Here is a 24,727-nt window from a genome sequence, read left to right as displayed (position 1 = left end):
CGTTAGCGCGACTTGCCCTGAATCTCGAGAAGCTTGGGCCGCACGTCGACCAGATACACGCCGGACGCACAGGCGGACATCGCCATCCCGAGCACACCCAAAACGGGATACAGGATGGAGGCCAACGCCACGGCCGCGCCCAGGATCACCAACCACACCGGCTTGGTCAGCTTGTCGGCGGCGGTATAGGCATCGGGCCGCTGCAACGCAGCATGCACAAACGCGTACACCGCTGTCACCAAGACGGCGACCAGCAATACCAGCATGACGGTACCCACGAGGTGGCTCACGCATTCAGACTATGCGGTTTGCATCCAACACGTCGACTCCGAGTCGCCCCGTGGGCGACTCGGAGTCGATGGTGATTCGGAGCCCGACTACTTCTGGGTGACCTTCTTGGCCGCCGCCTTCTTCGCGGGCGCTTTCTTGGCCGCCGCCTTCTTGGCCGGAGCGGCCTTCTTGGCCGGAGCGGCCTTCTTGGCCGGAGCAGCCTTCTTAGGCAGCTCGATGCCGACCAGCTTGGCGGCACGCTCACCGACCGCGCGGGTCTGCGATGCGACCGTACCCAACGCCTCCTGGGTCAACTCCACCGCCTGGTCCACGTAGCCTTCGGCGCGCGCCGACACTTCCTCGAAGCTCTGCTGGCTGCGCAGCCGCTCTAGAGCGGCCTCACCGCGCTCGACCAGCTCGTTGTACCGGCTAGTCGCGGCCTCGAGGTAGCCCTCGGCGGCCTTACGCAGCTCCTCGGCGGTGAACTTCTCACGCAGCTCGGTGAGCTGCTCGGGCAGATCTTCCTGCAGCTTGGTCAGGCGAGCACGGCTCTCCTCGACCCGGCTGCGGGTATCCGTACGAGTCTCCTCCGCACGCTCACGCAGGTTCGTGATCAACTCGTTGACAGTGGCCAAGGCCAGGTCGGCCGCTCCAAGCGCGGCAAGCAACGGAGCCTTGATGTCATCAATGTTCGAGTTTTCAGCCATGGGTATTCCTTTCATTAACTATTTTCTGATATCGGCGTTCTTACATCTTTGGTCTGGACGTTGGGGCAAGCGTCGGCTCCTCCAGGGAGGACTAGTCAAGACCCGCGGATTGACATGGCACGCGACTTGCCGGGGAAACCTCCTGATCGTCGGGTCGGTTGTCGGTCGAGTTCGTAGATGTCAGGCCCAGCTGATCCGGTCACTACATGTCTCCTTTGCTGCACGTCATCGACGGAGTCGCTGTTGGCCAGCGCGGCCGATCGGCTGGATCAGCCTGCGGTCGACCTCACCCAGATGACTGTCCTTCAGGTTTGATTACCCGCCAGCCGGTGCGCAAAACAGCCGGCCAACGGCTAGTCATCGGTCGGTGTCGGATCGCTCGGACACTCCTCACGGGTGGCTTCGTTCTGGTGGGTAAATGACGCGTAGATATCGAGCAGAATCTGCTTCTGACGCTCGGTGATCGCCGTATCGGTGATGATGGCGTCACGCACCTGACTGGTCTCGCTGGGCTCGAGAATCCCGGCGCGCACATAAAGGACTTCGGCCGAGACCCGCAGCGCCTTTGCGATCTGGCTCAACACGTCGGCGGACGGCTTACGCAATCCGCGCTCAACCTGGCTCAGGTACGGATTGCTGACGCCGGACCGCTCGGCGAGCTGCCGCATCGAGACGTGCGCCGTCTCACGTTGCGACCTGATGAAGCTGCCGATGTCGGAAGCCACATCGGAGGCCTTGGTGGACACCTTGGCGGCCAGCTTCTCCTCCGACGACATTGGCTACTCCTAGCTCGGGGTGATCGGTGCAACGGCCACCAGAGTACGTCCAAGTGCTTGCTATTGCAAGCGTTTGTTAGCACCCGTCAGAACAACAGTTGCGCGATCGCATAGATCGCCAACCCTGCCATCGCCCCGACCACTGTTCCGTTGATCCGAATGAACTGCAGGTCTCGGCCGACGTGCAGTTCGATTCGCCGGCTGGCTTCCTCGGCGTCCCAGCGCTCGATCGTCTCGGTGATGATCGCGGTGATCTCCACCCCGTACTCCGAGACCAGATGTTGGGCCGCCCGCACCGTCCAACTGTCTACCTTGTCACGCAGGTCGGCATCGTCACGAAGCGATTCGCCGATCCGGATGACCGCATCGGTGATGCGGGTGCGCAACGCACTGGACGGGTCGTCAACACCCTCGAGCACCAACCGCTTCAGTGTCTTCCACGCCGCCGCGGCCGCAGTGGCGATCTCATCGCGCGCCATTAGCTCCTCTTTGATCGCGTCGGCGCGCGCGACAGTGGCCGGATCGTGTTGCAGGTCGTCAGCGAAATCGAACAAGAAGCGGGTAGCCGAACGGCGCAACTCGTGATCGGGGTTGCGGCGCACCTTGTCGGTAAATTCCATCAACTCACGGTGGATACGGTCGCCAACCAGGTGGTCGATGAATCGGGGCGACCAACTCGGCGAGTCACGCTCCACCACCCGCTGGATCACCACCCCGGCGTTGAGCGACCACTGGAACGCCCGATCGGCCAACAATTGGATAAAGGCTTCCTGCCGATTCTCGGCCAGCAACGTCGCCAGCACCCGGCCCGCCGGCGGACCCCACTGCGGTTCGGCGATACGACGCACAATCATCCGGTCGATCACCTGCTGGATGTCCTCGTCACGCAGCAGCTCCACCAGCACCCGCAGCACCGTTGCGGTCTCGGCCGCCACCCGCTGGGCATGCGTGGCCTCTGACAACCACTTGCCAAGCCGGCTCGGTATCTGCGCATCACGCAGCTTGGTCTCCACGACCGGCGGCGACAGGAAATTCTCCCGTACGAAGGTGCCCAGGCCCTCGCCCAGCTGATCCTTCTTGCGCTTGATGATCGCCGTATGCGGGATCGGAATGCCTAGCGGATGCTTGAACAGCGCGGTCACCGCGAACCAGTCCGCCAAGGCGCCGACCATACCGGCTTCCGCCGCAGCGCCCAGATAACCCAGCCACGCGTGGTCAGCGCCATCGGCCTGTGCCCAGCGACAAGCGAGGAACACGCCGGTGGCGCCTACCAAAAACCCCACTGCCACCACTTTCATCCGACGCAGCGCCATCCGCCGGGCGGCATCCGCCTCCGGATCGGCTGCGGCGAAGGATTCCGCGAAGGAGGCGCGGACACGCCGCGCCACCGTCGGCTGGGTGCTCAAATTCAGCCGTGGCGGCGGCGAGCCCGACACCTCGGCTCTATGTGCCACCACACCATCATCCGCTATCACCGGCACCAGTTAATGTGACGACACTGTCCTGCGCACCCCGCGCGCGCGTCCAATGTGCCAGCAGGACCCCCAATTGGCCGTAGTATCGGGAGCGTCTAGTGAATGGGAATTGGCAACAGTGGCAGAGCGTATCCCGGCTGTGACCGTGAAGACGGATGGTCGCAAGCGACGCTGGCACCAGCACAAGGTGGAGCGCCGCAATGAGCTGGTGGACGGCACGATTGAGGCGATTCGCCGGCATGGCCGCTTCCTCAGCATGGACGAGATAGCGGCCGAGATCGGGGTCTCCAAGACCGTGCTCTACCGCTACTTCGTCGACAAAAACGACCTGACGACCGCCGTGATGATGCGGTTCACGCAGACCACCTTGATCCCCAACATGATCGCTGCGCTGTCGGCCGATATGGATGGTTTCGAACTGACCCGCGAAATCATCCGGGTCTATGTCGAGACCGTGGCGGCCCAACCGGAGCCGTATCGGTTCGTGATGGCGAATAGCTCGGCCAGCAAAAGCAAAGTGATTGCCGACTCGGAGCGAATCATTGCCCGCATGCTCGCGGTGATGCTGCGCCGCCGCATGCAAGAAGCCGGGATGGACACCGGCGGAGTCGAGCCGTGGGCATATCTGATCGTGGGCGGCGTGCAGCTGGCCACCCACTCCTGGATGTCAGACCCGCGCATGAGCAGTGACGAACTGATCGACTACCTGACGATGCTGAGCTGGAGCGCACTGTGCGGCATCGTCGAGGCCGGCGGATCGTTGGAGAAGTTTCGCGAGCAGCCGCATCCTTCGCCGATCGTGCCTGCCTGGGGGCAGGTCTAGGCTTTAGGGATGCCCGACGCGGGCGCGGGCTCCCGGCTCAGATCGTGGGCCTACGCACTTCGCACCACCAACCCGCCAGCTGACGGGCCGACCGACACGGTCACCCGGTGGCTCGTCGTCACCCGGGCCGCAGTGCTGCCGATGACCCTGGTCTCCGGCCTGGTCGCGGGGCTGTTGGCGATCGGCGAGCCTGGCTTGGATTGGCGCTGGCTCGTCCTGTGGTGGGAATCACATGCGCGCACATCGCCAACAACCTTATGAACGATCTCTACGACACCGATGTCAGTACTGACAGCGCCACCTACGCGCGCGCCCGCTATGCCCCGCACCCGGCCGCTACCGGGGCCAACCGTGCCGCATATACCACGCCTCGACGAACCACCAGCTGCGGCTCACCCGAGCGTGCGCTGGAACCTACTACGCCGCGGTGGGCGCGGGCGGTTGGGAGGTCGTGCTGGCGTCGCTCCCCTACGGGCTGTTGTGCACCACGGTGCTGATGGGTAAGCACATCGACAAGATCGGTTACGACGAACCGCTGGGTATCCGAACGCTGCCGGTGCTACTCGGCGAAACGTGCGCGCGCACCGTGACACTGGCCATGATGGTCGGCTTCTACCTACTTATCGCCGTAAACGTCATGCTGGCTGCCATGCCCTGGCCGCGTTGCTGGTCGCCGGGCGCTGCCCCGGCTGGCGAAAGTGTGGCCCTATTTCCTGCGACGGCGGCCCCAGCAGCCGCCACCGGCGTTTCCGGTGTGGCCGCTGTGGTATGCCGCGTTGGCCTGGCTGCACGTGCGTCAGGCCGGTGCGCTGCTGGTTGTGGGCCTGGCGATCGGTGCCTGGCGGCGCGCCTGGTGATTTTCGCTGACGGCTGCGACAGCTGGTCATGGCGCCGATTGCGACTGGGCCGCCTTTCAGCAGCTAGCATGCAAGGGATGCATCGGGGATAGATCAGGGGTGCGTCGAGGCAAGCGGATGCGGGCCTCGGAACACAGAAAGGCTCAATCGGTATGTCCGTGCAGCTCACGCCGCATTTTGGAAACGTGCAAGCTCATTACGACCTCTCCGACGACTTTTTCCGGCTGTTCTTGGACCCCACCCAGACCTACAGCTGTGCCTACTTCGAACGCGACGACATGACGCTGCAGGAGGCCCAGATCGCCAAGATCGACCTGGCCCTGGGCAAGCTGAACCTCGAACCCGGGATGACGTTGCTGGACATCGGCTGCGGCTGGGGCGCGACCATGCGGCGCGCCATCGAGAAATACGACGTCAATGTCGTGGGCCTGACGTTGTCGGAGAACCAGGCCGGTCATGTCCAGAAAATGTTCGACCAAATGGACACCCCCCGCTCCAGACGAGTGTTGCTGGAGGGCTGGGAGAAATTTGACGAGCCCGTCGACCGCATCGTCTCGATCGGCGCGTTCGAGCACTTCGGCCACCAGCGCTACCACCATTTCTTCGAGGTGACCCACCGCACGTTGCCCGCCGACGGCAAGATGTTGCTGCACACCATCGTGCGCCCCACCTTCAAAGAAGGCAGGGAAAAGGGCCTGACGTTGACCCACGAACTGGTTCACTTCACCAAATTCATCCTGGCCGAGATCTTCCCCGGCGGCTGGCTGCCGTCCATCCCGACGGTGCACGAGTACGCCGAGAAGGTCGGCTTCCGGGTCACCGCGGTCCAGTCATTGCAGCTGCACTACGCCAGGACGCTGGACATGTGGGCCACAGCGCTCGAGGCCAACAAGGATCAGGCCATCGCGATCCAGTCGCAGACTGTCTACGACCGCTACATGAAGTACCTGACCGGCTGCGCGAAGCTGTTCCGCCAGGGTTACACCGACGTCGACCAGTTCACACTGGAAAAGTAACCGGACAAAGCGCGCTGGCTACCCACCGGCCGGTGCCCGGGCGTCAAGCCACACCCGGCGTGAGCTCCGCAACCCCTGGGGTGCTCGGGCGGCGATGGGCTACTTGGTCAGCGTGAACTGTCCCACGTTGCTGATGCCCTTGCGGAAGAAGTGCTCACATCCGGTCAGATAGTGCATGTATTTGTTGTAAATCTCCTCTGACTGAAGAGCAATGGCGCGGTCCTTGTTAGCCTCCAGATTCGCCGCCCAGATGTTTAGCGTCCGAGCGTAATGCTGCTGCAGCAATTGCACCTTCTCCACCGAAAAGTCCGCCGCCTGCGCAAATTTGAAGATGTCTTCCTGCGCCGGTAACTGTCCGCCCGGAAAAATTTCTTCGCCGATGAATTTCATAAACCGCACATCGCTCATCGTCACCTTGACGCCCATCTCATGCATCTGCTTCTGCGTATAGGTCAGAATTGTGTGCAGCAGCATCCGGCCGTCATCTGGAAGTATGTCGTAGGAACGCTCAAAGAATGCCGCATAACGCTCCATTTTGAATGCTTCGAAGGCACCGATGCTGACAATACGGTCGACCTTGTCCGTGAACTCTTCCCAGCCCTGCAGCCGCACCTGGACGCTGCGTTCGGTGGGAATTTTCGCCAATTTCGCTTTGCTGTACTCGAACTGATTGCGACTGAGCGTGATACCGATGACGTTCACATCGTAGTTCTCGATCGCTCGTTGCAGCCCACCACCCCAGCCGCAGCCAATATCGAGCAGCGTCATCCCGGGCTCAAGATGCAACTTGTCCAGCGCCAAATCGAACTTCGCGTTTTGCGCTTCTTCGAGAGTCATGTCCTCACGCTCGAAGTACGCGCAGGTGTAAGCCATCGTGGGGTCTAGAAACAGTGAGAAAAACTCGTCGGAAACGTCGTAAATCGATTGCGACTCTTCGTAAAAGGGCCTTAACTCAGTCATGCCGGCCGAACCTCTCATCTGTTGATCGCGGAAATACTACCCGATGTATGCAACGGCTGTCACACGATCGTAACCACACCGTCTCGGTCTGTGATCTCGCCTTGCGTCAAGCCTGGGGGCCGTTCATACACTTCAGTACGTGTAGAAACCTCGACCCGATTTCTTTCCCAACTGGCCCGCCTCAACCATACGCAGCAACAGCGGAGGGGGCCCGTAGTGCGGTTCTTTGAATTCTTCGAACATCTTGTCCGCGATCAGCTTGAGGGTGTCTAGGCCGACAAGATCGGAAAGCCGCAGCGGACCCATGGGGTGCGATAACCCCGCAACAACGGCCTTGTCGACATCTTCGACGGTGGCAAACCCGGCCTCGACCATCCGAATCGCCGACAGCAAATACGGCACCAGGAGCGCATTGACCACGAATCCGGAGCGGTCGGAGCAACGCACGACCTGTTTGCCCAGCACAGTACTGGCAAACTCCTCCGTGCGCGCGGCGGCGGCTTCGTCGGTGACCAGCGTGCGCACCAACTCGACCAGCGGCAGCACCGGGACCGGATTGAAGAAATGCAGGCCAAGAACCCGTTGCGGCTGCTTGGTGGCCGCGGCGACCTTCATGATCGGGATGCTGGAGGTATTCGACGCCAGCACCGCGTCCGGATCGGTGACGACCCGGTCGAGCTCGGCGAAGATCTCGGACTTGACGGCCTCGTCCTCGACAACGGCCTCGATCACCAGTTGCCTATCGGATAGGTCGTTGAGGTCGGTGGTGAAGGTCAACAGGCCGAGGGCGCGGTCACGCTCGCGCTCGGTTACCTTGCCGGCGCTGACGGCCCGCTCCAGCGACTTCACGATGCGGTTGCGTCCCGCGGTGATCAACGCCTCGGCCGGCTCGAACACCGTCACTTCGACGCCGGCGCGAGCCGAGACCTCGGCGATGCCGGACCCCATCTGCCCGGCCCCGACAACCCCTACCCGCTGGATCGCATCGCTCACTGTTCCTCCTCAAATGCGCGAGCAGACGCAAAAGCGCCACTTTTGCGCCGCAAAAGGGTGCTTTTGCGTCTGCTCGGCAGACTAGTGGAACTGGCCCTCTTCGGTGGAACCGGTCAACGCGGTGGTCGACGAATTCGGGTCCACGGTGGTGGCAATCCGGTCGAAGTAGCCGGCGCCGACCTCGCGCTGGTGCTTGGTCGCGGTGTAGCCCCGTTCTTCGGCGGCGAACTCGCGTTCCTGCAGTTCGACATACGCGCTCATCTGGTTCTGGGCGTAGCCGTAGGCCAGATCGAACATCGAGTAGTTCAGCGCATGGAAGCCGGCCAGCGTGATGAACTGGAACTTGAAGCCCATGGCTGCCAGCTCCTTCTGGAACTTGGCGATGGTGGCGTCGTCGAGGTGCTTTTTCCAGTTGAACGATGGCGAGCAGTTGTAGGCCAGCATCTGGTCCGGGTACTCCGCCTTGACCGCCTCGGAGAACTGCCGGGCGGCCTCGAGGTCCGGGGTACCGGTCTCCATCCAGATCAAGTCGGCGAACGGGGCGTAGGCCTTCGCCCGAGCGATGCAAGGCTCGATGCCGTTCTTGGTGCGGTAGAAGCCTTCCCGGGTGCGCTCGCCGGTGATGAACGGCTGGTCGCGCTCGTCGACGTCGGAGGTGATCAGCGTGGCCGCCTCGGCGTCGGTACGGGCGATCACCACCGTGGGAACATCAGCCACATCGGCCGCGAGCCGAGCAGACGTCAAAGTGCGGATGTGCTGCTGGGTCGGGATCAACACCTTGCCGCCCAGGTGGCCGCACTTCTTCTCAGAGGCCAACTGGTCCTCCCAGTGCGAACCCGCAACGCCCGCGGCGATCAGGGCTTTCTGCAGCTCGTAGACGTTGAGCGCGCCGCCAAAGCCGGCCTCGCCGTCGGCGACAATCGGCGCCAGCCAGTTCTCCACCGAAGTATCGCCCTCGATCTTGGCGATCTGGTCGGCGCGCTGCAGTGCGTTGTTGATCCGGCGGACCACCTGCGGCACCGAGTTGGCGGGATACAGGCTCTGGTCGGGGTAGGTGTGCCCGGACAGGTTGGCATCGCCGGCGACCTGCCAGCCCGACAGGTAGATGGCCTTCAGGCCGGCGCGCACCTGCTGGACGGCCATGTTGCCGGTCAGCGCGCCCAGCGCGTTGACCCACTCGAGGTCGTGCAGCTGCTCCCACAGCACCTCCGCACCGCGGCGGGCCAGCGTGTGCTCCTCGACCACGCTGCCCTGGAGGGCGACGACGTCCTCGGCGGAGTAGGTGCGGGTGACGTCCTTCCAGCGCGGGTTCGTGTCCCATTCCTGCTGGATCTGCTCCGCGCTCTTCGGGGTGCCGACGACAGACATAGACAACTCCTTAACGGTCTTTCATTGCCGAAAACGCTGACGCCCTACCGTCGTCCAGGCGGTGTCAACGGCGCAGCTTCACTGGTGTGCTAACTCGACCATGGCACAGCGTGTCAACGCTGGTCCACCCATTTCACTTGCGAATTTCGGCAACGGCCTGCGGACTTTTTGCAAATTTTGCGAAGTCGCCCAAAAACTGAACCGTTTCAGAAGCTACCCGCCAGTAACGACAAATCCGCAGGTAAACCCACGGATCGACGTCCTGCGGATCCGGTCACAGATTGAACAGCGAGGCGACTGCCTTGGGCTCGTCGCCAACCACATATGTGAGCGTTGTAACAGCGCGGTCGACCAACCCCGGGCCGAATATCTCGGTCGAACCAGCCGGGTGAACGTGGGAGATGATCTCCAGCTTGTCGCCGAGCGCAACCGGCGCCTCATGCTCGATGGTCACCCGCAAAGGGCCCCGCAGCAGCTCTGCATGCGACGCCAGGTAGTCCTCGATCACACTCCAATAGACAGCGTTGTTCATGTGGTCGAACAAGTCGATATCGGTGACCCGGACCGGGAACTCGTGGATCTCCGACGCATCATCCCGGCTGCCCGGCTTCAGATAGCCCTTCCAGCGCAGCCGATCAACAGACGTGGTCCGGTGCAGACCCGCGAGGAAGTCGTCGGCAATGCGGGCCGGCATCTCGGTTTCCCGGTTAACGTGGATCCAGAACGCCTCGGATTCGATCAGGCCGCCCTTGCGGCCATCGACACGAACTCGCATCTCACACCACCGGTTGGAGGTGCCCGAGCACCAGCGCCGACACCGCAGCATGTCGCCGAACTCGATCGGCCGGATAAGGTCCACCATGGTCCTGCGGACGATCCACAGCGGGTGGGTCTCCTCGAAGCCCATCTCGCGCAGTTGGTCCTGACCGATGTCCTGGATGTGCCGACAAGCCGCGTCCAGCCGCAGCCGGCCCGCGCGGTCGATGTCGCCGACGCGCAGCGGCCATTCTCGGTCGAACACGTCGGGGTGACCGTCGGGCACGGGCATCAATTTTTTGTCGAGGCTCACGGCGTTCTCCCCATTTCCTCCTCGCGTGTACCTCAGGCTCACCCTTGAGTCCCGGTGCGAATCATGCCAACGCCGTGGCGGAAACACCAATCGCAGCACGCTTGCTAACTCTGCGAATGGTGTCTTCACAACACCCGGTACGCTCGGTTGGGTGTCCAAGACCTACGTCGGCTCGCGGGTCCGCCAACTGCGCAACGAGCGCGGGTTCAGCCAGGCCGCGCTGGCCCAGATGCTGGAGATCTCGCCGAGCTATCTGAACCAGATCGAACACGACGTCCGGCCGCTGACCGTGGCCGTGCTGCTGCGCATCACCGAAGTGTTCGGGGTGGACGCGACGTTCTTTGCCTCCCAGGACGACACCCGGCTGGTCGCCGAACTCAGGGAGGTGACCCTGGACCGCGATCTAGACATCGCCATCGACCCGCATGAAGTGGCCGAAATGGTCAGCGCTCATCCCGGGCTGGCCCGCGCGGTGGTCAACCTGCATCGGCGCTACCGGATCACCACCGCGCAGCTGGCCGCCGCGACCGAGGAGCGGTTCTCCGACGGCAGTGGCCGAGGGTCGATCACCATGCCGCACGAAGAGGTGCGCGACTACTTCTACCAACGCCAGAACTATCTACATGAGCTGGACACCGCGGCCGAAGACCTCACGGCCCAGATGCGGATGCACCACGGCGACCTGGCCCGCGAATTGACCCGCCGGCTCACCGAGGTGCACGGAGTACGCATCAACAAGCGCATCGACCTCGGTGACACCGTGCTGCACCGCTACGACCCCGCGACCAACACGCTGGAGATCAGCAGTCACCTCTCCCCGGGCCAGCAGGTGTTCAAGATGGCCGCCGAGTTGGCCTATCTCGAGTTCGGCGACCTCATCGACGCCATGGTCACCGACGGCAAGTTCACCAGCGCCGAGTCGCGGACGTTGGCCCGGCTGGGCCTGGCTAATTACTTCGCCGCGGCCACCGTGCTGCCCTACCGCCAGTTCCACGACGTCGCCGAGAATTTCCGCTACGACGTCGAGCGGCTGTCGGCGTTCTACTCGGTGAGCTACGAGACCATCGCCCACCGGCTGTCGACACTACAACGGCCTTCGATGCGCGGGGTCCCGTTCACCTTCGTCCGGGTGGACCGAGCGGGAAACATGTCAAAACGTCAGTCGGCCACCGGCTTTCACTTCTCCTCCAGCGGCGGCACCTGCCCGCTGTGGAACGTCTACGAAACGTTTGCCAACCCGGGGAAGATCTTGGTGCAAATCGCCCAGATGCCCGACGGCCGCAACTACCTGTGGGTGGCCCGCACCGTTGAGCTCCGGGCCGCCCGGTATGGTCAGCCCGGTAAGACCTTCGCGATCGGGCTGGGCTGCGAACTTCGCCACGCGCACCGGCTCGTCTACTCGGAAGGACTCGACTTGTCGGGTGACCCGAATACTGCGGCCACACCTATCGGCGCCGGTTGCCGCGTCTGCGAACGCGACAACTGTCCGCAACGCGCCTTCCCCGCCTTGGGGCGGGCACTGGATCTCGACGAACACCGCAGCACGGTGTCCCCGTATCTGGTGAAACAACTATGACCGGTCAGAACGGCCAAGTCGCGCGTATCTCCCCGGGGAAGTTCCGCCAGCTGGGGCCGGTCAACTGGCTGGTGGCCAAGCTGGCCGCACGTGCGGTTGGGGCACCGCAGATGCACCTGTTCACCACGCTGGGCTACCGCCAGTACTTGTTCTGGACCTTTGCCATCTACACCGGCCGACTACTGCACGGGCGGCTGCCCGGCGTCGATACCGAGTTGGTGATCCTTCGGGTCGCACACCTACGATCTTGCGAATACGAACTTCAGCATCATCGCCGAATGGCGCGCCGTCGGGGCCTAGACGCCAACACCCAGGCCACGATATTCGCCTGGCCCGACGTTCCAGATGGAGACGGACCGCGAAAAGTGCTCAGCGCCCGCCAACAGGCGCTGCTACAGGCTACCGATGAATTGATCAAGGATCGCACGATCACCGCGGGCACCTGGGAGCGGCTGGCAACTCACCTCGATGCGCGCCTGTTGATCGAATTCTGTTTACTCGCAACCCAATACGACGCGATCGCCGCAACGATCACCGCCCTGGCCATCCCGCCGGACAACCCACAGTAGCCGTCAAAGGTAGATGTCGGCCAGCACCGCCACGGTCAGCACCACGGGAGGAATCGGCAAACTGAAAGCAAACGCCGACCACGCGAGCTTGCCGCGGCTGCGCAGCCGCAAGCCGCCCGCCGCGCCGCACACCGCCACCAGGACCGACAGCAATAACACCACGCGACTCCATTGACTCACCGTCGTCAGACCATCGCCGACGGAGATCGCCGCCAGCCAGAGGATGTAGCCGGTAACCACACCACCGATGGCACCCATGATGATCTGGGGGGTGTCAGTGCTCGCGCGCCTCGTCATGAGCCGCTCAGAAATTGATCATGTGGCCAACCAGGCCGTGGAAGCACTCCTGCAGCGCCTCAGACATCGTTGGGTGGGTGTGGACGTTGCGAGCCAGCTCGCTGGCGGTCAGGTCCCACCTCTGCGCCAGCGTGAGCTCCGGCAGCAGCTCGGCCACGTCGTGGCCGACCAGGTGCCCACCCAGTAGCTCGCCGTGCTTGGCGTCGGCCACCAGCTTGACGAACCCACTGGGGTCACCCACGCCGTGCGCCTTGGCGTTGGCCGTGAACGGGAACTTGGCCACCACCACGTCGTAACCTTCGTTGCGGGCTTGCTGCTCGGTGAGCCCGAAGCTGGCAACGTTTGGCTGACAGAACGTCGCGCGCGGCAACATCCGATGGTCGCCCAGCGTCAAAGTCTCTGCACCGGCAATGGTTTCGGCGGCTACCACGCCTTGTGCCTCGGCGACGTGCGCCAGCTGCAGTAATCCATTGACATCGCCGATAGCGTAGATGTGGCCCACGTTGGTACGCATGTAGTCGTCGACACCGATAGCCTTGCGGTCGGTCAGCGCGACGCCTGCCTTGTCCAGCCCGTACCCTTCGACGTTGGGCGCAAATCCGATGGCCTGCAACACCTTTTCCGCCTTAAGCTCTTGCGCCACGCCGTCCTTGGTGACGGTCACGGTGACCTGCGACCCGCCATCGGCAATGGACTCGACCTTCGTGGCGGTCAGGATCGTGACACCCAGCTTTTTGAACTGCTTCTCGATCTCCTTGGACACATCGGCGTCCTCGTTGGGCAGCGCCCGCGGAAGGAATTCCACGATGGTCACGTCAACGCCGTAGTTCTTCAGCACGTAGCCGAACTCCATGCCAATGGCACCAGCTCCGGCAATAATGATCGATTTCGGCAGCTCTCGGGACAGGATCTGTTCCTCGTAGGTGACTACGTTGGCCGACAGTGAGGTGCCGGGAACCAGCCGGGTGCTACTGCCGGTCGCGATGATGGCGTTGTCGAACGTGACCGATTCTGTACCGCCGTCGTTGAGATCAACCAACAACGTGTTGGCGTCGGCAAATGTGCCGTACCCGTGGATCTCGGTGATCTTGTTCTTCTTCATCAGGAAGTGCACACCGGCCACCCTGCCCTCGGCTACCTTTCGGCTGCGGTCATAGGCGATGCCGTAGTCGAAGGTCACCTCGCCGCTGATGCCAAATGCTTTGGCGTCCTTGGTGAAGATGTGGACCAGTTCGGCGTTGCGCAACAGCGCCTTGGATGGGATACAGCCGACATTGAGGCATACTCCGCCCCAGTACTTGGGTTCGACGATTGCAGTGCTCAGGCCGAGCTGTGCGGCGCGAATCGCCGCGACATACCCGCCGGGACCGGCTCCGAGAACGACGACGTCATAGTGGGTCACGGCCCCTACCCTAATGGTCGAGTGCTCGTCGGCCTGACCCAGTAGGTCAAGTCCGACAACCGACTAGTACGGAATGACGCCGACCAGGCAATGACTCATCCGCTCGCAGTAGTAGTAGCCGTAGAGCGGCGCCGCGGCGGCGACCGAGGCAAACGGCCCCGACATCACTCCGAGGGACAACGCCGTGATCAGTGGCCTGCCCGGCACCAGCGCCAGGATCAAGCCACCGACGGTGCACGCGACGACGTAGACCAGGACGACGAACACGGCGGCCGTCTTGTCGAGTGTGTGATACCACCAATAGAACAAGCTCAGGCCGACCTCGCCAGCACCGATCCATACGCCGAGGACCACTAGAACGAACTTCCACCACTTCAGGTAGGTATATCGGCCGGGTACTGTAACCGAGTGCGCTAGCGTGGCGGCCGGCTCGGACCCCAGCACCTCGACGCTGGCCGAAGGCGCGACACCCACGGGGTCCTCCTGCGGCTTCGGCGTCGAGCCTGGCCAGGATTTCCCCGCCCTGTCCTGCTGGCCGGCCAACGAGAGGAACCGCTGCGAGTGTGCGCCGGTGTCGAAATCGGGCACAAACGGCTCGGTTCCGGGTGCCGACCGGTAATCGTTGTCAGCCACTGGACGCCACCTGGATCGCAACCAGCACACCAAACCAACCCGGCGCCAACGCCAGGATGAACGCGCCCAGCATCGTCACCCATCGACGTCCGGAGAACAGGATGACCAGCAGCCCGATCGCGCTGGGAATCCCGACTACCATTGCGATGACGATGTCCGGACGGATCCGGGCATGCACCAGCACGCTGCACGCCACCCCCGCTAGCAGTCCGATCGCATTACCAACCAGCATCGCGCTGGTCAGCTGCCATGACCGCGGAAGGGGGATCACGGTCTACGACCTTACTGCGGCTACCGCCGACTGGCGCGGCACACTCCCGGCGTGGCATCTGGCTCGTCGAGATCGACGACAAGACCCCGCACTAACGGTCGTTCGCCGCACTCGTAGGCTGCGCCGGTGATCACCGGCGCAGCCTCCCGCATCGCCTTTTCGGCGTCGCTGAACACCCGACCTCGGCTGAGAAAGCGCACGCCCTCGGGCGCTTCCAGACTGAACCCGCCACCGCGGCCCGGCACCACGTCGATGATCAGCTGGGTGTGCTTCCAGGCCTGGTACTGCGGGCCCGAAATCCACACCGGCACGCCGTCTTCCCCGACGTCCAACACACCCAGCAAGATGTCGCGGTCACCGACCAGGAAGTCCGCCCGCGGGTAGCACATCGGCGCGGACCCGTCGCAGCAGCCGCCGGATTGGTGGAACATCACCGGACCGTGCCGGTCCTGTAACCCAGCCAGCAGCGCGGCGGCCTCGGCGGTGATGAGCACCCCCGCGGGAGCGTTCATCAGAAGAACCCCAGCGCCTTATCCGAGTAGGACACCAGCAGGTTCTTGGTGTGCTGGTAGTGCTGCAGCATCATCTGGTGGCCCTCCCGGCCGATGCCGGACTGCTTGTAGCCGCCGAACGCCGCGTGCGCGGGGTAGAGGTGGTAGCAGTTGACCCACACCCGGCCGGCCTGGATGTCCCGCCCGGCCCGATAGGCAGTGTTGCCGTCGCGGCTCCACACACCGGCACCCAAGCCGTAGAGGGTGTCGTTGGCGATGCCGATCGCGTCGTCGTAATCGGTGAACGACGTCACCGCGACCACCGGCCCGAAGATCTCCTCCTTGAAAATCCGCATGTTGTTGGTGCCGGTGAAGATCGTCGGCTGCATGTAATAACCGCCGGACAGGTCGCCGCCTAGTTCGGCGCGCTCGCCTCCGGCGATAATCACCGCACCCTCTTGCTTGCCGATTTCGATGTAGGACAACACCTTTTCCAGCTGGTCGTTGGAGGCCTGGGAACCCAGCATGGTTTCGGTGTCCAGCGGGTCGCCCTGCCGGACCGCCTTGGTCCGGATCGCCGCCAGCTCCAGGAACTCGTCGTAGATGTCGGCCTGGATCAGACTGCGCGACGGGCAGGTGCACACCTCGCCCTGGTTGAGGGCGAACATGGTGAAGCCTTCCAGCGCCTTGTCGCAGAAGTCGTCGTGGGCGGCCAGCACGTCGGCGAAGAAGATGTTGGGGCTCTTGCCGCCGAGTTCCAGGGTGACCGGGATCAGGTTGTGCGAGGCGTATTGCATGATCAGCCGCCCCGTGGTGGTTTCCCCGGTGAACGCGACCTTGGCGATGCGGTCGCTGGAGGCCAACGGCTTGCCGGCCTCGGCGCCGAATCCGTTGACCACGTTGACCACCCCGGGCGGCAACAGATCACCGATCAGCGACATCAGGTAGAGCACCGAAGCGGGTGTCTGCTCGGCGGGTTTGAGCACCGCCGTGTTGCCGGCCGCCAACGCCGGCGCCAGCTTCCAGGCCGCCATCAGGATGGGGAAGTTCCACGGAATGATCTGGCCCACCACGCCGAGCGGCTCGTGGAAGTGGTAGGCCACGGTGTCCTCGTCGATCTGGCTCAGCGCGCCCTCCTGGGCGCGAATCGCCGCGGCGAAGTACCGGAAGTGATCGACCGCCAACGGGATATCGGCGGCCAGCGCTTCCCGGACCGGTTTCCCGTTGTCCCAGACCTCGGCCACCGCCAGCGCGGCGGCGTTCTTGTCGATGCGGTCGGCGATCATGTTGAGGATCGCCGCCCGTTCGGCCGGTGCGGTCTTGCCCCACCCCGGCGCCGCCGCGTGCGCGGCGTCGAGCGCCTTGTCGATGTCGGCCGCGTCGGAGCGCGGCACCTCGCAGAACGGCTGGCCGGTCACCGGCGTCGGGTTCTCGAAGTAGCGCCCATGGACCGGCGCGACCCACTGGCCCCCGATGAAGTTTTGGTACCGGGATTCATAGGACATCAGCGCCCCGGCGGAACCGGGACGGGAAAAGACAGTCATCGTATTCGGCTCCTCGTCAAAATCATGTAATACAGCTCACACTACCGCCGGGGCCACAATGGCTTCCATGACATTTGAGCCTGCCCCAGACGGCGCTGACCCCTACCTATGGCTCGAGGACGTCACCGGTGCGGAAGCGCTGGATTGGGTACGCGCGCGCAACAAGCCGACAACGGCGGCGTTCTGCGACGCAGAGTTCGAGCGGATGCGCGTCGAGGCGCTCGAGGTGCTCGACACCGATGCCCGAATCCCCTATGTGAACAGGCGCGGCAACTATCTCTACAACTTCTGGCGCGATGCCGCCAACCCCCGCGGGTTGTGGCGGCGCACCACGCTGGACAGCTACCGCACCGACTCGCCGGGCTGGGATGTGCTGATCGATGTTGATGAACTGGGCCGCGCCGACGACCAGAAGTGGGTGTGGGGCGGCGCCGGTGTCATCGAACCCGACTACACGCGCGCGCTGATCGGCCTGTCCCCGGGCGGCTCGGATGCATCCATTGTGCGTGAATTCGACATGCTGACACGCGAATTCGTCGAGGATGGGTTCCAGCTGCCACCGGCCAAATCCCAGATTACCTGGGAGGACCCGGACACTGTCTTGCTGGGCACCGACTTCGGCGGCGACTCGCTCACCACTTCCGGCTATCCGCGAGTGATCAAGCGATGGCGCCGGGGCAAACCGCTGGCCGATGCGGAGACAATCTTCGAGGGCGCGGGCACCGACGTCCGCGTCAACGCGTCAGCGGATCGCACGCCCGGATTCGAGCGCACCCTGCTGGGACGGGCCCTCGACTTCTGGAACGAAGAGGTCTACGAATTGCGTGGTTCGGAGCTGATCCGAATCGAAGCCCCCACCGACGCGAGCGTGTCAATTCACCGCGACTGGCTGTTGATCGAGCTGCGCACCGACTGGACCGTGGCCACCACCAGGTACACTGCCGGCTCACTGCTGGCCGCCGAATACGACGAATTCCTTGCCGGCTCAGCGGAATTACAGGTGGTGTTCGAACCCGACGAGCACACCGCGCTGTACCAATACGCCTGGACCCGAGACCGGCTGTTGATCGTCACCCTGGCCGACGTGGCGAGCCGCGTCGAGATCGCAACTCCCGGCAGCTGGCGACGTGAGCCACTCTCAGGTATCCCCGCCGCCACCAACACCGTCATCGTCTCCGCCGACAGCCACGGCGACGAGTTCTTCCTCGACTCCAGTGGATTCGATACGCCGTCGCGGCTGATACGCGGCACCGATGACGGCCGACTAGCAGAGATCAAATCTGCGCCAGCTTTCTTCGACGCGGAAAACATGGCTGTAACACAGTATTTCGCGACATCAGACGATGGCACATCGATCCCGTATTTCGTCGTGCGACGCACCGACGCGGACAATCCCGGCCCCACATTGTTGAACGGCTACGGTGGATTCGAGACATCCAGAACGCCGACGTATGACGGCGTCCTGGGCCGGCTGTGGCTGGCCCGCGGGGGCACCTATGCGTTGGCCAACATCCGCGGCGGCGGCGAGTACGGGCCTGGCTGGCACACGCAGGCGATGCGCGAGGGCCGGGACAAGGTCGCCCAAGACTTCGCCGCCGTGGCAACCGATTTGGTGACCCGCGGCATCACCACCGCTGAGCAGCTCGGCGCGCGGGGCGGCAGCAACGGTGGGCTGCTGATGGGCATCATGTTGACCGGGTACCCGGAGAAGTTCGGCGCGCTGGTCTGCGACGTGCCGCTGCTGGACATGAAGCGGTACCACCTGCTGCTGGCCGGCGCTTCCTGGATGGCCGAATACGGCGATCCGGATAACCCGGATGACTGGAAGTTCATCTCTGAATATTCGCCATACCAAAACATTTCGGCGAACCGGAAATACCCGCCAGTACTCATGACGACCTCTACCCGCGACGATCGGGTGCACCCCGGCCACGCCCGCAAAATGACGGCGGCCCTGCAGGCTGCGGGCCACCCCGTCTGGTATTACGAAAACATCGAGGGTGGGCACGCCGGCGCAGCCGACAACGCACAGATCGCATTCAAATCGGCGCTGAGTTTCGCGTTCCTATGGCGGATGCTGGCCGGCTAACCGGCATTCACGAACGGTGGACTTAGCCCAAATAACGTGGCTATCGAGTTGTAGCCGATTGATACTGCATTACTACCTATTACTACGTATTACTATCTGTTACTACATGGGTAGGACTGCGGCATGAAGCCAAGCGTGAGCTTGTCTACCGAGGACGTCGCAGCATTGGACGCATGCCAAGAGAGCGGGCCTGCCGTCGCAGTCGGCGGTTTGCAGCGAACGGCGTAGATGCTGCGCGGTGAGATCTGGCAGGTCGACCTGGATCCGGCCCGCGGCAGCGCGGCAAATATGCGGCGGCCAGCGGTAATTGTCAGCAACGACAGGGCCAACGCTGCCGCGATACGTCTCGACCGAGGCGTGGTGCCGGTTGTCCCGGTTACCAGCAACACCGAAAAGGTCCCCATTCCAGGTGTTGTTGCCGGCAGCGAGCGGTGGCCTGGCCGTCGATTCGAAGGCGCAGGCCCAGCAGGTTGGATCCGTCGCTGCGCAACGTCTCCCCTGCCGAGCTGATCGAACTCGACGATGCGCTCAGACTCCATTTGGCGTTGTAACTGCTGCAACATCGATTGCCGCCGCGGCCAACGGCACCGGCCGCGCCTAGCCGCAGGGCCCTGCGGCTAACGTCGGAGCAAAGAGCGCAACCGGACACCGATGCCCGAGGCATGCAAATGCCAGCTAGCGAAACCCTGCGCCCGGGTTGGCCGAAGCTTCGAACCAGCGGCGTTATCACGATCCCCGCTGAGACACTTGACCCTTAGGGCCGAAGTGACTTCGCTGCTGCTATGCCGACACCCGATTTCCAGACGCTGCTGTACACGACGGCCGGGCCGGTGGCCACCATCACGCTCAACCGCCCGGAACAGCTCAACACCATCGTCCCGCCCATGCCCGACGAGATCGAGGCCGCTATCGGGTTGGCCGAGCGCGACCAGGACATCAAGGTCATCGTGCTGCGCGGTGCCGGCCGCGCCTTCTCCGGCGGTTACGACTTCGGCGGCGGCTTCCAGCATTGGGGCGATGCCATGATGACCGACGGCCGATGGGATCCGGGCAAGGATTTCGCCATGGTCACCGCGCGGGAGACCGGACCGACGCAGAAATTCATGGCCATCTGGCGGGCGTCCAAACCGGTGATCGCGCAAGTGCATGGTTGGTGCGTCGGCGGGGCCAGCGACTACGCGCTGTGTGCCGACATTGTGATCGCCAGCGAGGACGCCGTGATCGGGACCCCGTATAGCCGCATGTGGGGAGCCTATTTGACCGGGATGTGGCTGTATCGACTCAGCCTTGCCAAGGTCAAATGGCACTCGCTGACGGGCCGGCCGCTGACCGGTGTGCAGGCCGCCGAAGCCGAGCTGATCAACGAGGCGGTGCCGTTCGAGCGGCTCGAGGCTCGCGTCGCCGAGATCGCCACCGAGCTGGCACGAATCCCGTTGTCACAGTTGCAAGCCCAGAAACTGATCGTCAACCAGGCCTACGAGAACATGGGCCTGGCCTCCACCCAGCTGCTGGGCGGCATTCTCGACGGGCTGATGCGCAACACCCCCGACGCGCTCGAGTTCATCCGGACCGCCCAAACCCAGGGTGTGCGAGCCGCGGTCGAGCGCCGCGACGGCCCGTTCGGCGACTACAGCCAAGCCCCACCGGAACTGCGACCCGACCCCACGCACGTCATCACTCCTGATGGGAGCGTGTAGTGAGACAGACTATGAACCTTGTCGTCTGCCCGCCTCGAGGCGCCCCAAAAGTGCTACGGTAACCACTATGTCTCGGCTGAGTTCCATCCTGCGTGCCGGCGCGGCATTTCTGGTTCTCGGCATCGCCGCTGCGACGTTTCCACAAAGCGCGGCAGCCGACTCCACGGAAGACTTTCCAATACCTCGCCGGATGATCGCAACCACCTGCGACGCCGAACAATATCTGGCGGCGGTGCGGGATACCAGTCCGGTGTACTACCAGCGGTACATGATCGACTTCAACAACCACGCAAACCTTCAGCAAGCGACGATCAACAAGGCGCACTGGTTCTTCTCGCTGTCACCGGCGGAGCGCCGAGACTACTCCGAACACTTTTACAATGGTGATCCGCTGACGTTTGCCTGGGTCAATCACATGAAAATCTTCTTCAACAACAAGGGCGTCGTCGCTAAAGGGACCGAGGTGTGCAATGGATACCCAGCCGGCGACATGTCGGTGTGGAACTGGGCCTAAGTCCGGCCTAAAGCTAACCGGCGTCAAAGCGCGGTCGTTTGCAACGAACCCGGAAATGTTGTCCACCATTCGGGGGACAGCCCGTTGGGCCCATCAGCCGCCGTTCGGCGGATTGATTCTGGCGACCAGCTACGAAATAGTCATATCCATCACCCACGGAATTCGACGACCTATCGCGTACCACTAGGACTAAGGCCATGCCCGACTTCGCTCTTGGTAGCCCAGCCACCACCGGCCACGCGCCGGGATACCATGCCGTTGCGGGGCAGAGGTAAACATGGGCCGCATGGCCTGGACACTGGAGCGCGGCGCATGAGTCAAGCGCCCGGCAACGAGATCCCACACACGCTGGCGGCCCTGGACTGGGGTGGAATCACCTGCCAGTCCGGAGCCGGGTGCACCAACCGGGCGAGTTACGTGGTGCATCTGCATGCGGTAGACGAATGTAACGACCCCGACCTGGACCCATTCGGGAACACCGTCGAAATTCTGTGCATTGCCTGCTTGTGGCACGTCGAGGCCAAAGTCCTGCTTCAAGTCGGTCGGCTCACCCGTTCCCCGGGCGCGTTCTGCCTGACCTGTGGGGCGCCGGTGCGCGAACCCACCGACATCATGCGCGACGTCGCTGCGTTGTAGGGTAATCAGTCCCCGCGGTCCCAAGTTCCCAAGTCCCAAGCGCCCGGCAGCATCGGCATCCGTGGGCCACACTGGAACTCATCGTCGGCCAGCGTGGTCAATCCGGCCGGCGCTGCCACCGTCTCGTTGCTTGCGGTGCCGGCAAACCCCAGCCCGCCCACGCCCGAATTGGACGCCCAAGCGTCCGGCTCGCCCGACGGCGGAATCGCCGGGCCGGAGTCCATATCGACGAACTCGTCGGCGTTGCCACGTTCCTTCGCCGCCGCTCGTCGGCGCCGACGTGCCTGCTGACGGGCCGACACCTGCGCTGCCGCCACGGCCGTGACGTTATCCGCGGCGGGCTGCGCTCTCCTGGAACCGGCGGGCGTCCCCGCGTCGAAGTCGATGCCTGGACCGCTGCCCACGAGGTAAGGGGGAAAGCCGCCGGCGCTCGTTGGCACCGACGCCGATGTGGCAGTGGCGGTACCGGTCGGGGGCCCGGGCGCCGCTCCGGCGGCCGGGGCGCTGGCCGGCGCGGTAGTCGGCGTGGCCGTCCCGGCGAGTGGCAACACGGTGGACACGACCGCATCGGGTGCCGGCGCGGGCACGACGGGGGGCTGAGGGACTAGGCCGGTCAACCCGGCCAACCCCGATACCCCTCCCAGTCCGGAGATGGCTGGGGTGAGCGCAGCCACCAGCAACTGCGGGTTCTCGGCCAGCCAGGTAGCCAGCTGCAGCATGTGTGTGGGCCAGTCGAACAGGATGAGGTCGACAAGGAACTGAAAAGCCTTCACCGGATTGGTGAACAGCAGCTTGGCGAACTCTTGAAAGTCTTGAAGAAGTTCCAGACTTCTGGCAATCCACCACATGAGTGTGCCGGGGTTGGTATAAGCGTCATAGGGGAGGCCGTTGACAGTGCCGGCTTCGGGGTCCCAGATCACGCGACCGCCGGTAATGATCTTCAAGATCTCTGCAATGAAGTCGTCCACCGGGTCCGCGCCCCCGGAATTATTCGAGCTCGAGTGTTGGGATTGGGCATTGGATTTCAGAATTCGCGGCGGAGGCACGCTGTCCGGGATCGAGCGCACCGCCGAGTCCGCGACCGCTTGATAGGTGGCCATCGTGGTGGCCGCCTGAAGCCACATCCGCACGTAGTCGGCCTCGTTGACCGCGATCGGTATGGTGTTGATCCCGAAGAAATTGGTCGCCACCATGGCCCCGTGGGTCGCGTGGTTAGCCGCCAACTCGGCCAGGGTGGGCATGGCCACCAAAGCCGCGGCGTAGGCGGCGGTCACCGCCTCCAGCCGGGCAGCCGCCGCGGCGCAGTCGGCGCTGGCCTGGGTCAACCAAGACAGATACGGCAGGCACGCGGCAGCAAATGATTCGGCGCTGGGCCCCTGCCACACCCCGGCTTGCACCGCAGCCAGCAATGCCCCGAGTTCCTCAGCAACCGCGGCGTATTCACGCCCCAGTGACGACCACCCTGTGGCGGCGGCCAGTACCGGCCCCGGCCCCGGACCACTACTCAACAAGGCCGAATGCACCTCCGGTGGAGAGGCCATCCATATCAGTGCCCTCGTCATAGCTCACCGCGTAGGCACGAAGACGCCCCTGACGCATCACCGGCCACACAAACCATTCCGGACCTAGCGACCGCCACGGCGCGCGCCGTAGTTGCGGTCTCTAGGCCGTCGGCACCGACGTGCAACGTCATGTCGAACACTCCTCTATCGGCGACTCCCGCCAACACCAGCTGTGCGTCTGACAACAATTGACTATGACTATCGTTTGCAACTAGCAATAGTCGTGGTTCGGCTGCGGCGCACGCCCAAGAAGCGTGAGTTTGGTCACCTACCGCCGCCAAGCGGGCCCAAGTCCGGCGCCCCCTTCGTCCCGCACCCGCTTCAGCGCGTTGGCGACCGGCATTCGCATGGGGATCCGGCGAGCAGGCCGAGAAGTGTAGCGGTGAGCAGGCGAGTAAGCGCGGCAGCAAAGTCGAGGTTCCACTCCGGTGGGAGCAACTCTGGCTCCTCGGCATAGGCGTCGGTGAGCCGCTCCGGCGGATTGGCGATCTGCCACAGGGTGGCCGCCAGCGAGTAAGCGGCCAGCAGGATGTCGAATGCCCCAGAACGCCCGAGTGCCGGCAATGCGCTTTCGATCGCGTCGACGAGCGCTGTCACGGCTGCGATGCTGGTCCGCTTGACCTCGATGACCCGGTCGACATCCACCTCCTGCTCGAGATGCAGATGCAGATTGGCAAGCAGATCACAAAACAGCGGATCGGCGGCCAGACCGTTGGCCAGTGCCTCGGCCACCCGCGGTGCCGACATCGGCCCCGGCTCGCCCAGCTGCTCGCATACCGTGCCCGACCACCGCGCCCAACCCTCGGCGGCGAGGTGCAGCAGCACTTCTTTGTGCGAGGTGAAGTAGCGGCGCACCGCAGAGTAGTGAATCCCGGCACGACCTGCGACAGCCGTTAACGTCACCGATGCCACGCCCGTCTCCAGCGCCAGCGACCGCGCGGCTTCCACCAGCGCCGCCGCACGTTGGCGCTTGTTTTCCTCGGTGCGGGCGCGCTGGAAGCCGAGTTGCGCCACCGCCAGAGGATAACGCACACCGTGTGATTTGTAAGAGGGCTGCCGATAACGTAGCGTGCCGTTACGCACGTGATATGCGTTACACTCCAGCGAACGAGGTATGGAGTCGAGAGCTCGG

25 protein-coding genes and 3 pseudogenes are annotated in these 24,727 nt (G+C 63.8%); 12 read left to right on the top strand and 16 right to left on the bottom strand.

The features are described 5' to 3' along the window. Positions 1-2 precede the first annotated feature (2 nt). The 4 genes from MCAN_RS02470 to MCAN_RS02455 all read right to left on the bottom strand — a co-directional run bounded on the left by MCAN_RS02470 (position 3) and on the right by MCAN_RS02455 (position 3,210). The gene (locus tag MCAN_RS02470; protein WP_003898474.1) at positions 3-290 is read right to left on the bottom strand and encodes a DUF2516 family protein; all 288 of its coding nucleotides are present in this window, start codon (positions 288-290) and stop codon (positions 3-5) included. Between the two features lie 87 nt (positions 291-377). Beyond that, the gene (hbhA, locus tag MCAN_RS02465; protein WP_003402339.1) at positions 378-977 is read right to left on the bottom strand and encodes a heparin-binding hemagglutinin HbhA; all 600 of its coding nucleotides are present in this window, start codon (positions 975-977) and stop codon (positions 378-380) included. A 353-nt stretch (positions 978-1,330) separates the two neighbouring features. Continuing rightward, the gene (locus MCAN_RS02460; RefSeq protein WP_003402335.1) at positions 1,331-1,753 is read right to left on the bottom strand and encodes a helix-turn-helix domain-containing protein; all 423 of its coding nucleotides are present in this window, start codon (positions 1,751-1,753) and stop codon (positions 1,331-1,333) included. An 86-nt stretch (positions 1,754-1,839) separates the two neighbouring features. Further along, the gene (locus MCAN_RS02455; RefSeq protein ID WP_003402332.1) at positions 1,840-3,210 is read right to left on the bottom strand and encodes a DUF445 domain-containing protein; all 1,371 of its coding nucleotides are present in this window, start codon (positions 3,208-3,210) and stop codon (positions 1,840-1,842) included. Between the two features lie 136 nt (positions 3,211-3,346). Here MCAN_RS02455 and MCAN_RS02450 point away from each other — a divergent pair, with 136 nt between their 5' ends. The 4 genes and pseudogenes from MCAN_RS02450 (at position 3,347) to pcaA (ending at position 5,924) form a co-directional block, all read left to right on the top strand. Further along, a complete protein-coding gene (locus MCAN_RS02450) occupies positions 3,347-4,051 on the top strand; it encodes a TetR/AcrR family transcriptional regulator (protein WP_003402330.1) in 705 nt (234 codons plus the stop codon). Between the two features lie 9 nt (positions 4,052-4,060). Continuing rightward, a pseudogene (locus tag MCAN_RS20940) lies at positions 4,061-4,548 on the top strand (1,4-dihydroxy-2-naphthoate prenyltransferase). Further along, a pseudogene (locus MCAN_RS20935) lies at positions 4,479-4,918 on the top strand (1,4-dihydroxy-2-naphthoate prenyltransferase). Before MCAN_RS20940 ends, MCAN_RS20935 begins: the two co-directional pseudogenes overlap by 70 nt. A 142-nt stretch (positions 4,919-5,060) precedes the next feature. Then, entirely contained in the window at positions 5,061-5,924 is an 864-nt protein-coding gene (gene pcaA / locus MCAN_RS02440) for a cyclopropane mycolic acid synthase PcaA (RefSeq protein WP_003402323.1), read from the top strand. 99 nt (positions 5,925-6,023) lie between these two features. Here the strand turns inward: pcaA and umaA are convergent, their stop codons facing one another. The 4 genes from umaA to MCAN_RS02420 all read right to left on the bottom strand — a co-directional run bounded on the left by umaA (position 6,024) and on the right by MCAN_RS02420 (position 10,314). Beyond that, the gene (gene umaA / locus MCAN_RS02435; protein WP_014000249.1) at positions 6,024-6,884 is read right to left on the bottom strand and encodes an SAM-dependent methyltransferase UmaA; all 861 of its coding nucleotides are present in this window, start codon (positions 6,882-6,884) and stop codon (positions 6,024-6,026) included. Positions 6,885-7,016: 132 nt separating this feature from the next. Then, the gene (gene fadB2, locus MCAN_RS02430) at positions 7,017-7,877 is read right to left on the bottom strand and encodes a 3-hydroxybutyryl-CoA dehydrogenase FadB2 (RefSeq protein WP_003402318.1); all 861 of its coding nucleotides are present in this window, start codon (positions 7,875-7,877) and stop codon (positions 7,017-7,019) included. A gap of 81 nt (positions 7,878-7,958) precedes the next feature. Beyond that, the gene (aceA, locus tag MCAN_RS02425) at positions 7,959-9,245 is read right to left on the bottom strand and encodes an isocitrate lyase (RefSeq protein WP_003402316.1); all 1,287 of its coding nucleotides are present in this window, start codon (positions 9,243-9,245) and stop codon (positions 7,959-7,961) included. 274 nt (positions 9,246-9,519) lie between these two features. Continuing rightward, positions 9,520-10,314: an acyl-[acyl-carrier-protein] thioesterase gene (locus tag MCAN_RS02420; RefSeq protein WP_003402311.1), complete on the bottom strand. Its 795-nt coding sequence runs from the start codon at positions 10,312-10,314 to the stop codon at positions 9,520-9,522. 151 nt (positions 10,315-10,465) lie between these two features. Here MCAN_RS02420 and ramB point away from each other — a divergent pair, with 151 nt between their 5' ends. Both ramB and MCAN_RS02410 read left to right on the top strand, forming a co-directional pair. Then, on the top strand, positions 10,466-11,890 hold the full coding sequence (gene ramB, locus MCAN_RS02415; protein ID WP_014000248.1) for an acetate metabolism transcriptional regulator RamB: 1,425 nt from the start codon (positions 10,466-10,468) through the stop codon (positions 11,888-11,890). Continuing rightward, on the top strand, positions 11,887-12,459 hold the full coding sequence (locus MCAN_RS02410; RefSeq protein ID WP_014000247.1) for a carboxymuconolactone decarboxylase family protein: 573 nt from the start codon (positions 11,887-11,889) through the stop codon (positions 12,457-12,459). The genes ramB and MCAN_RS02410 overlap by 4 nt, the downstream gene beginning before the upstream one ends. 3 nt (positions 12,460-12,462) lie before the next feature. Here MCAN_RS02410 and MCAN_RS02405 read toward each other — a convergent pair whose 3' ends face one another. The 6 genes from MCAN_RS02405 to exaC all read right to left on the bottom strand — a co-directional run bounded on the left by MCAN_RS02405 (position 12,463) and on the right by exaC (position 17,097). Beyond that, complete coding sequence (locus MCAN_RS02405; protein ID WP_003402304.1) at positions 12,463-12,756, bottom strand: hypothetical protein; 294 nt, start codon at positions 12,754-12,756, stop codon at positions 12,463-12,465. 7 nt (positions 12,757-12,763) lie between these two features. Continuing rightward, positions 12,764-14,158 carry a dihydrolipoyl dehydrogenase gene (gene lpdA, locus MCAN_RS02400; RefSeq protein ID WP_003402301.1) on the bottom strand — a complete coding sequence of 465 codons (1,395 nt, stop codon included), beginning with the start codon at positions 14,156-14,158 and terminating at the stop codon, positions 12,764-12,766. Between the two features lie 63 nt (positions 14,159-14,221). After that, positions 14,222-14,791, bottom strand: a complete 570-nt coding sequence (locus MCAN_RS02395) for a hypothetical protein (RefSeq protein ID WP_003898466.1) — start codon at positions 14,789-14,791, stop codon at positions 14,222-14,224. Beyond that, positions 14,784-15,062 carry a putative holin gene (locus MCAN_RS02390; RefSeq protein WP_003898465.1) on the bottom strand — a complete coding sequence of 93 codons (279 nt, stop codon included), beginning with the start codon at positions 15,060-15,062 and terminating at the stop codon, positions 14,784-14,786. Before MCAN_RS02390 ends, MCAN_RS02395 begins: the two co-directional genes overlap by 8 nt. 20 nt (positions 15,063-15,082) lie before the next feature. Beyond that, entirely contained in the window at positions 15,083-15,574 is a 492-nt protein-coding gene (locus MCAN_RS02385; RefSeq protein WP_014000246.1) for a DUF779 domain-containing protein, read from the bottom strand. Then, positions 15,574-17,097 (bottom strand): acetaldehyde dehydrogenase ExaC, encoded by a 1,524-nt coding sequence (exaC, locus tag MCAN_RS02380; RefSeq protein ID WP_003402294.1) that lies wholly within the window; start codon positions 17,095-17,097, stop codon positions 15,574-15,576. Before exaC ends, MCAN_RS02385 begins: the two co-directional genes overlap by 1 nt. Before the next feature lie 67 nt (positions 17,098-17,164). On the opposite strand from exaC, the gene MCAN_RS02375 reads away from it, so the two are divergent. The 6 genes and pseudogenes from MCAN_RS02375 to MCAN_RS22775 all read left to right on the top strand — a co-directional run bounded on the left by MCAN_RS02375 (position 17,165) and on the right by MCAN_RS22775 (position 22,033). Beyond that, positions 17,165-19,186, top strand: coding sequence for a prolyl oligopeptidase family serine peptidase (locus MCAN_RS02375; protein ID WP_014000245.1), 2,022 nt, complete (start codon positions 17,165-17,167; stop codon positions 19,184-19,186). A gap of 68 nt (positions 19,187-19,254) precedes the next feature. Further along, positions 19,255-19,428, top strand: a complete 174-nt coding sequence (locus tag MCAN_RS02370) for a hypothetical protein (RefSeq protein ID WP_041180209.1) — start codon at positions 19,255-19,257, stop codon at positions 19,426-19,428. Next, a pseudogene (locus tag MCAN_RS02365) lies at positions 19,415-19,737 on the top strand (type II toxin-antitoxin system PemK/MazF family toxin). The gene MCAN_RS02370 and the pseudogene MCAN_RS02365 overlap by 14 nt, the downstream one beginning before the upstream one ends. 231 nt (positions 19,738-19,968) lie before the next feature. Further along, entirely contained in the window at positions 19,969-20,883 is a 915-nt protein-coding gene (locus MCAN_RS02360) for a crotonase/enoyl-CoA hydratase family protein (protein WP_014000244.1), read from the top strand. A gap of 67 nt (positions 20,884-20,950) precedes the next feature. Continuing rightward, positions 20,951-21,397 (top strand): DUF5078 domain-containing protein, encoded by a 447-nt coding sequence (locus MCAN_RS02355; RefSeq protein WP_003402286.1) that lies wholly within the window; start codon positions 20,951-20,953, stop codon positions 21,395-21,397. A gap of 312 nt (positions 21,398-21,709) precedes the next feature. After that, complete coding sequence (locus tag MCAN_RS22775; protein ID WP_003898461.1) at positions 21,710-22,033, top strand: hypothetical protein; 324 nt, start codon at positions 21,710-21,712, stop codon at positions 22,031-22,033. A gap of 5 nt (positions 22,034-22,038) precedes the next feature. On the opposite strand, the gene MCAN_RS02345 is transcribed toward MCAN_RS22775, so the two are convergent. Both MCAN_RS02345 and MCAN_RS02340 read right to left on the bottom strand, forming a co-directional pair. Next, positions 22,039-23,595 (bottom strand): PPE family protein, encoded by a 1,557-nt coding sequence (locus tag MCAN_RS02345; protein WP_014000242.1) that lies wholly within the window; start codon positions 23,593-23,595, stop codon positions 22,039-22,041. A gap of 321 nt (positions 23,596-23,916) precedes the next feature. Further along, positions 23,917-24,627: a TetR family transcriptional regulator gene (locus MCAN_RS02340; RefSeq protein WP_014000241.1), complete on the bottom strand. Its 711-nt coding sequence runs from the start codon at positions 24,625-24,627 to the stop codon at positions 23,917-23,919. Positions 24,628-24,727 lie beyond the last annotated feature (100 nt).

The sequence above is a fragment of the Mycobacterium canetti CIPT 140010059 genome (genome assembly GCF_000253375.1).
GTDB lineage: Bacteria > Actinomycetota > Actinomycetes > Mycobacteriales > Mycobacteriaceae > Mycobacterium > Mycobacterium tuberculosis.
This window is presented reverse-complemented; position numbering and strand designations above follow the sequence as displayed.

What these genes read in the sequence shown, in the direction of transcription:
- hbhA (WP_003402339.1), bottom strand. Translation starts at nt 977, where the DNA reads ATGGCTGAAAACTCGAACATTGATGACATCAAGGCTCCGTTGCTTGCC.
- MCAN_RS02460 (WP_003402335.1), bottom strand. Translation starts at nt 1,753, where the DNA reads ATGTCGTCGGAGGAGAAGCTGGCCGCCAAGGTGTCCACCAAGGCCTCC.
- pcaA (WP_003402323.1), top strand. Translation starts at nt 5,061, where the DNA reads ATGTCCGTGCAGCTCACGCCGCATTTTGGAAACGTGCAAGCTCATTAC.
- umaA (WP_014000249.1), bottom strand. Translation starts at nt 6,884, where the DNA reads ATGACTGAGTTAAGGCCCTTTTACGAAGAGTCGCAATCGATTTACGAC.
- aceA (WP_003402316.1), bottom strand. Translation starts at nt 9,245, where the DNA reads ATGTCTGTCGTCGGCACCCCGAAGAGCGCGGAGCAGATCCAGCAGGAA.
- MCAN_RS02410 (WP_014000247.1), top strand. Translation starts at nt 11,887, where the DNA reads ATGACCGGTCAGAACGGCCAAGTCGCGCGTATCTCCCCGGGGAAGTTC.
- MCAN_RS02405 (WP_003402304.1), bottom strand. Translation starts at nt 12,756, where the DNA reads ATGACGAGGCGCGCGAGCACTGACACCCCCCAGATCATCATGGGTGCC.
- MCAN_RS02385 (WP_014000246.1), bottom strand. Translation starts at nt 15,574, where the DNA reads ATGAACGCTCCCGCGGGGGTGCTCATCACCGCCGAGGCCGCCGCGCTG.
- exaC (WP_003402294.1), bottom strand. Translation starts at nt 17,097, where the DNA reads ATGACTGTCTTTTCCCGTCCCGGTTCCGCCGGGGCGCTGATGTCCTAT.
- MCAN_RS02375 (WP_014000245.1), top strand. Translation starts at nt 17,165, where the DNA reads ATGACATTTGAGCCTGCCCCAGACGGCGCTGACCCCTACCTATGGCTC.
- MCAN_RS02360 (WP_014000244.1), top strand. Translation starts at nt 19,969, where the DNA reads ATGCCGACACCCGATTTCCAGACGCTGCTGTACACGACGGCCGGGCCG.
- MCAN_RS02355 (WP_003402286.1), top strand. Translation starts at nt 20,951, where the DNA reads ATGTCTCGGCTGAGTTCCATCCTGCGTGCCGGCGCGGCATTTCTGGTT.
- MCAN_RS22775 (WP_003898461.1), top strand. Translation starts at nt 21,710, where the DNA reads ATGAGTCAAGCGCCCGGCAACGAGATCCCACACACGCTGGCGGCCCTG.
- MCAN_RS02345 (WP_014000242.1), bottom strand. Translation starts at nt 23,595, where the DNA reads ATGACGAGGGCACTGATATGGATGGCCTCTCCACCGGAGGTGCATTCG.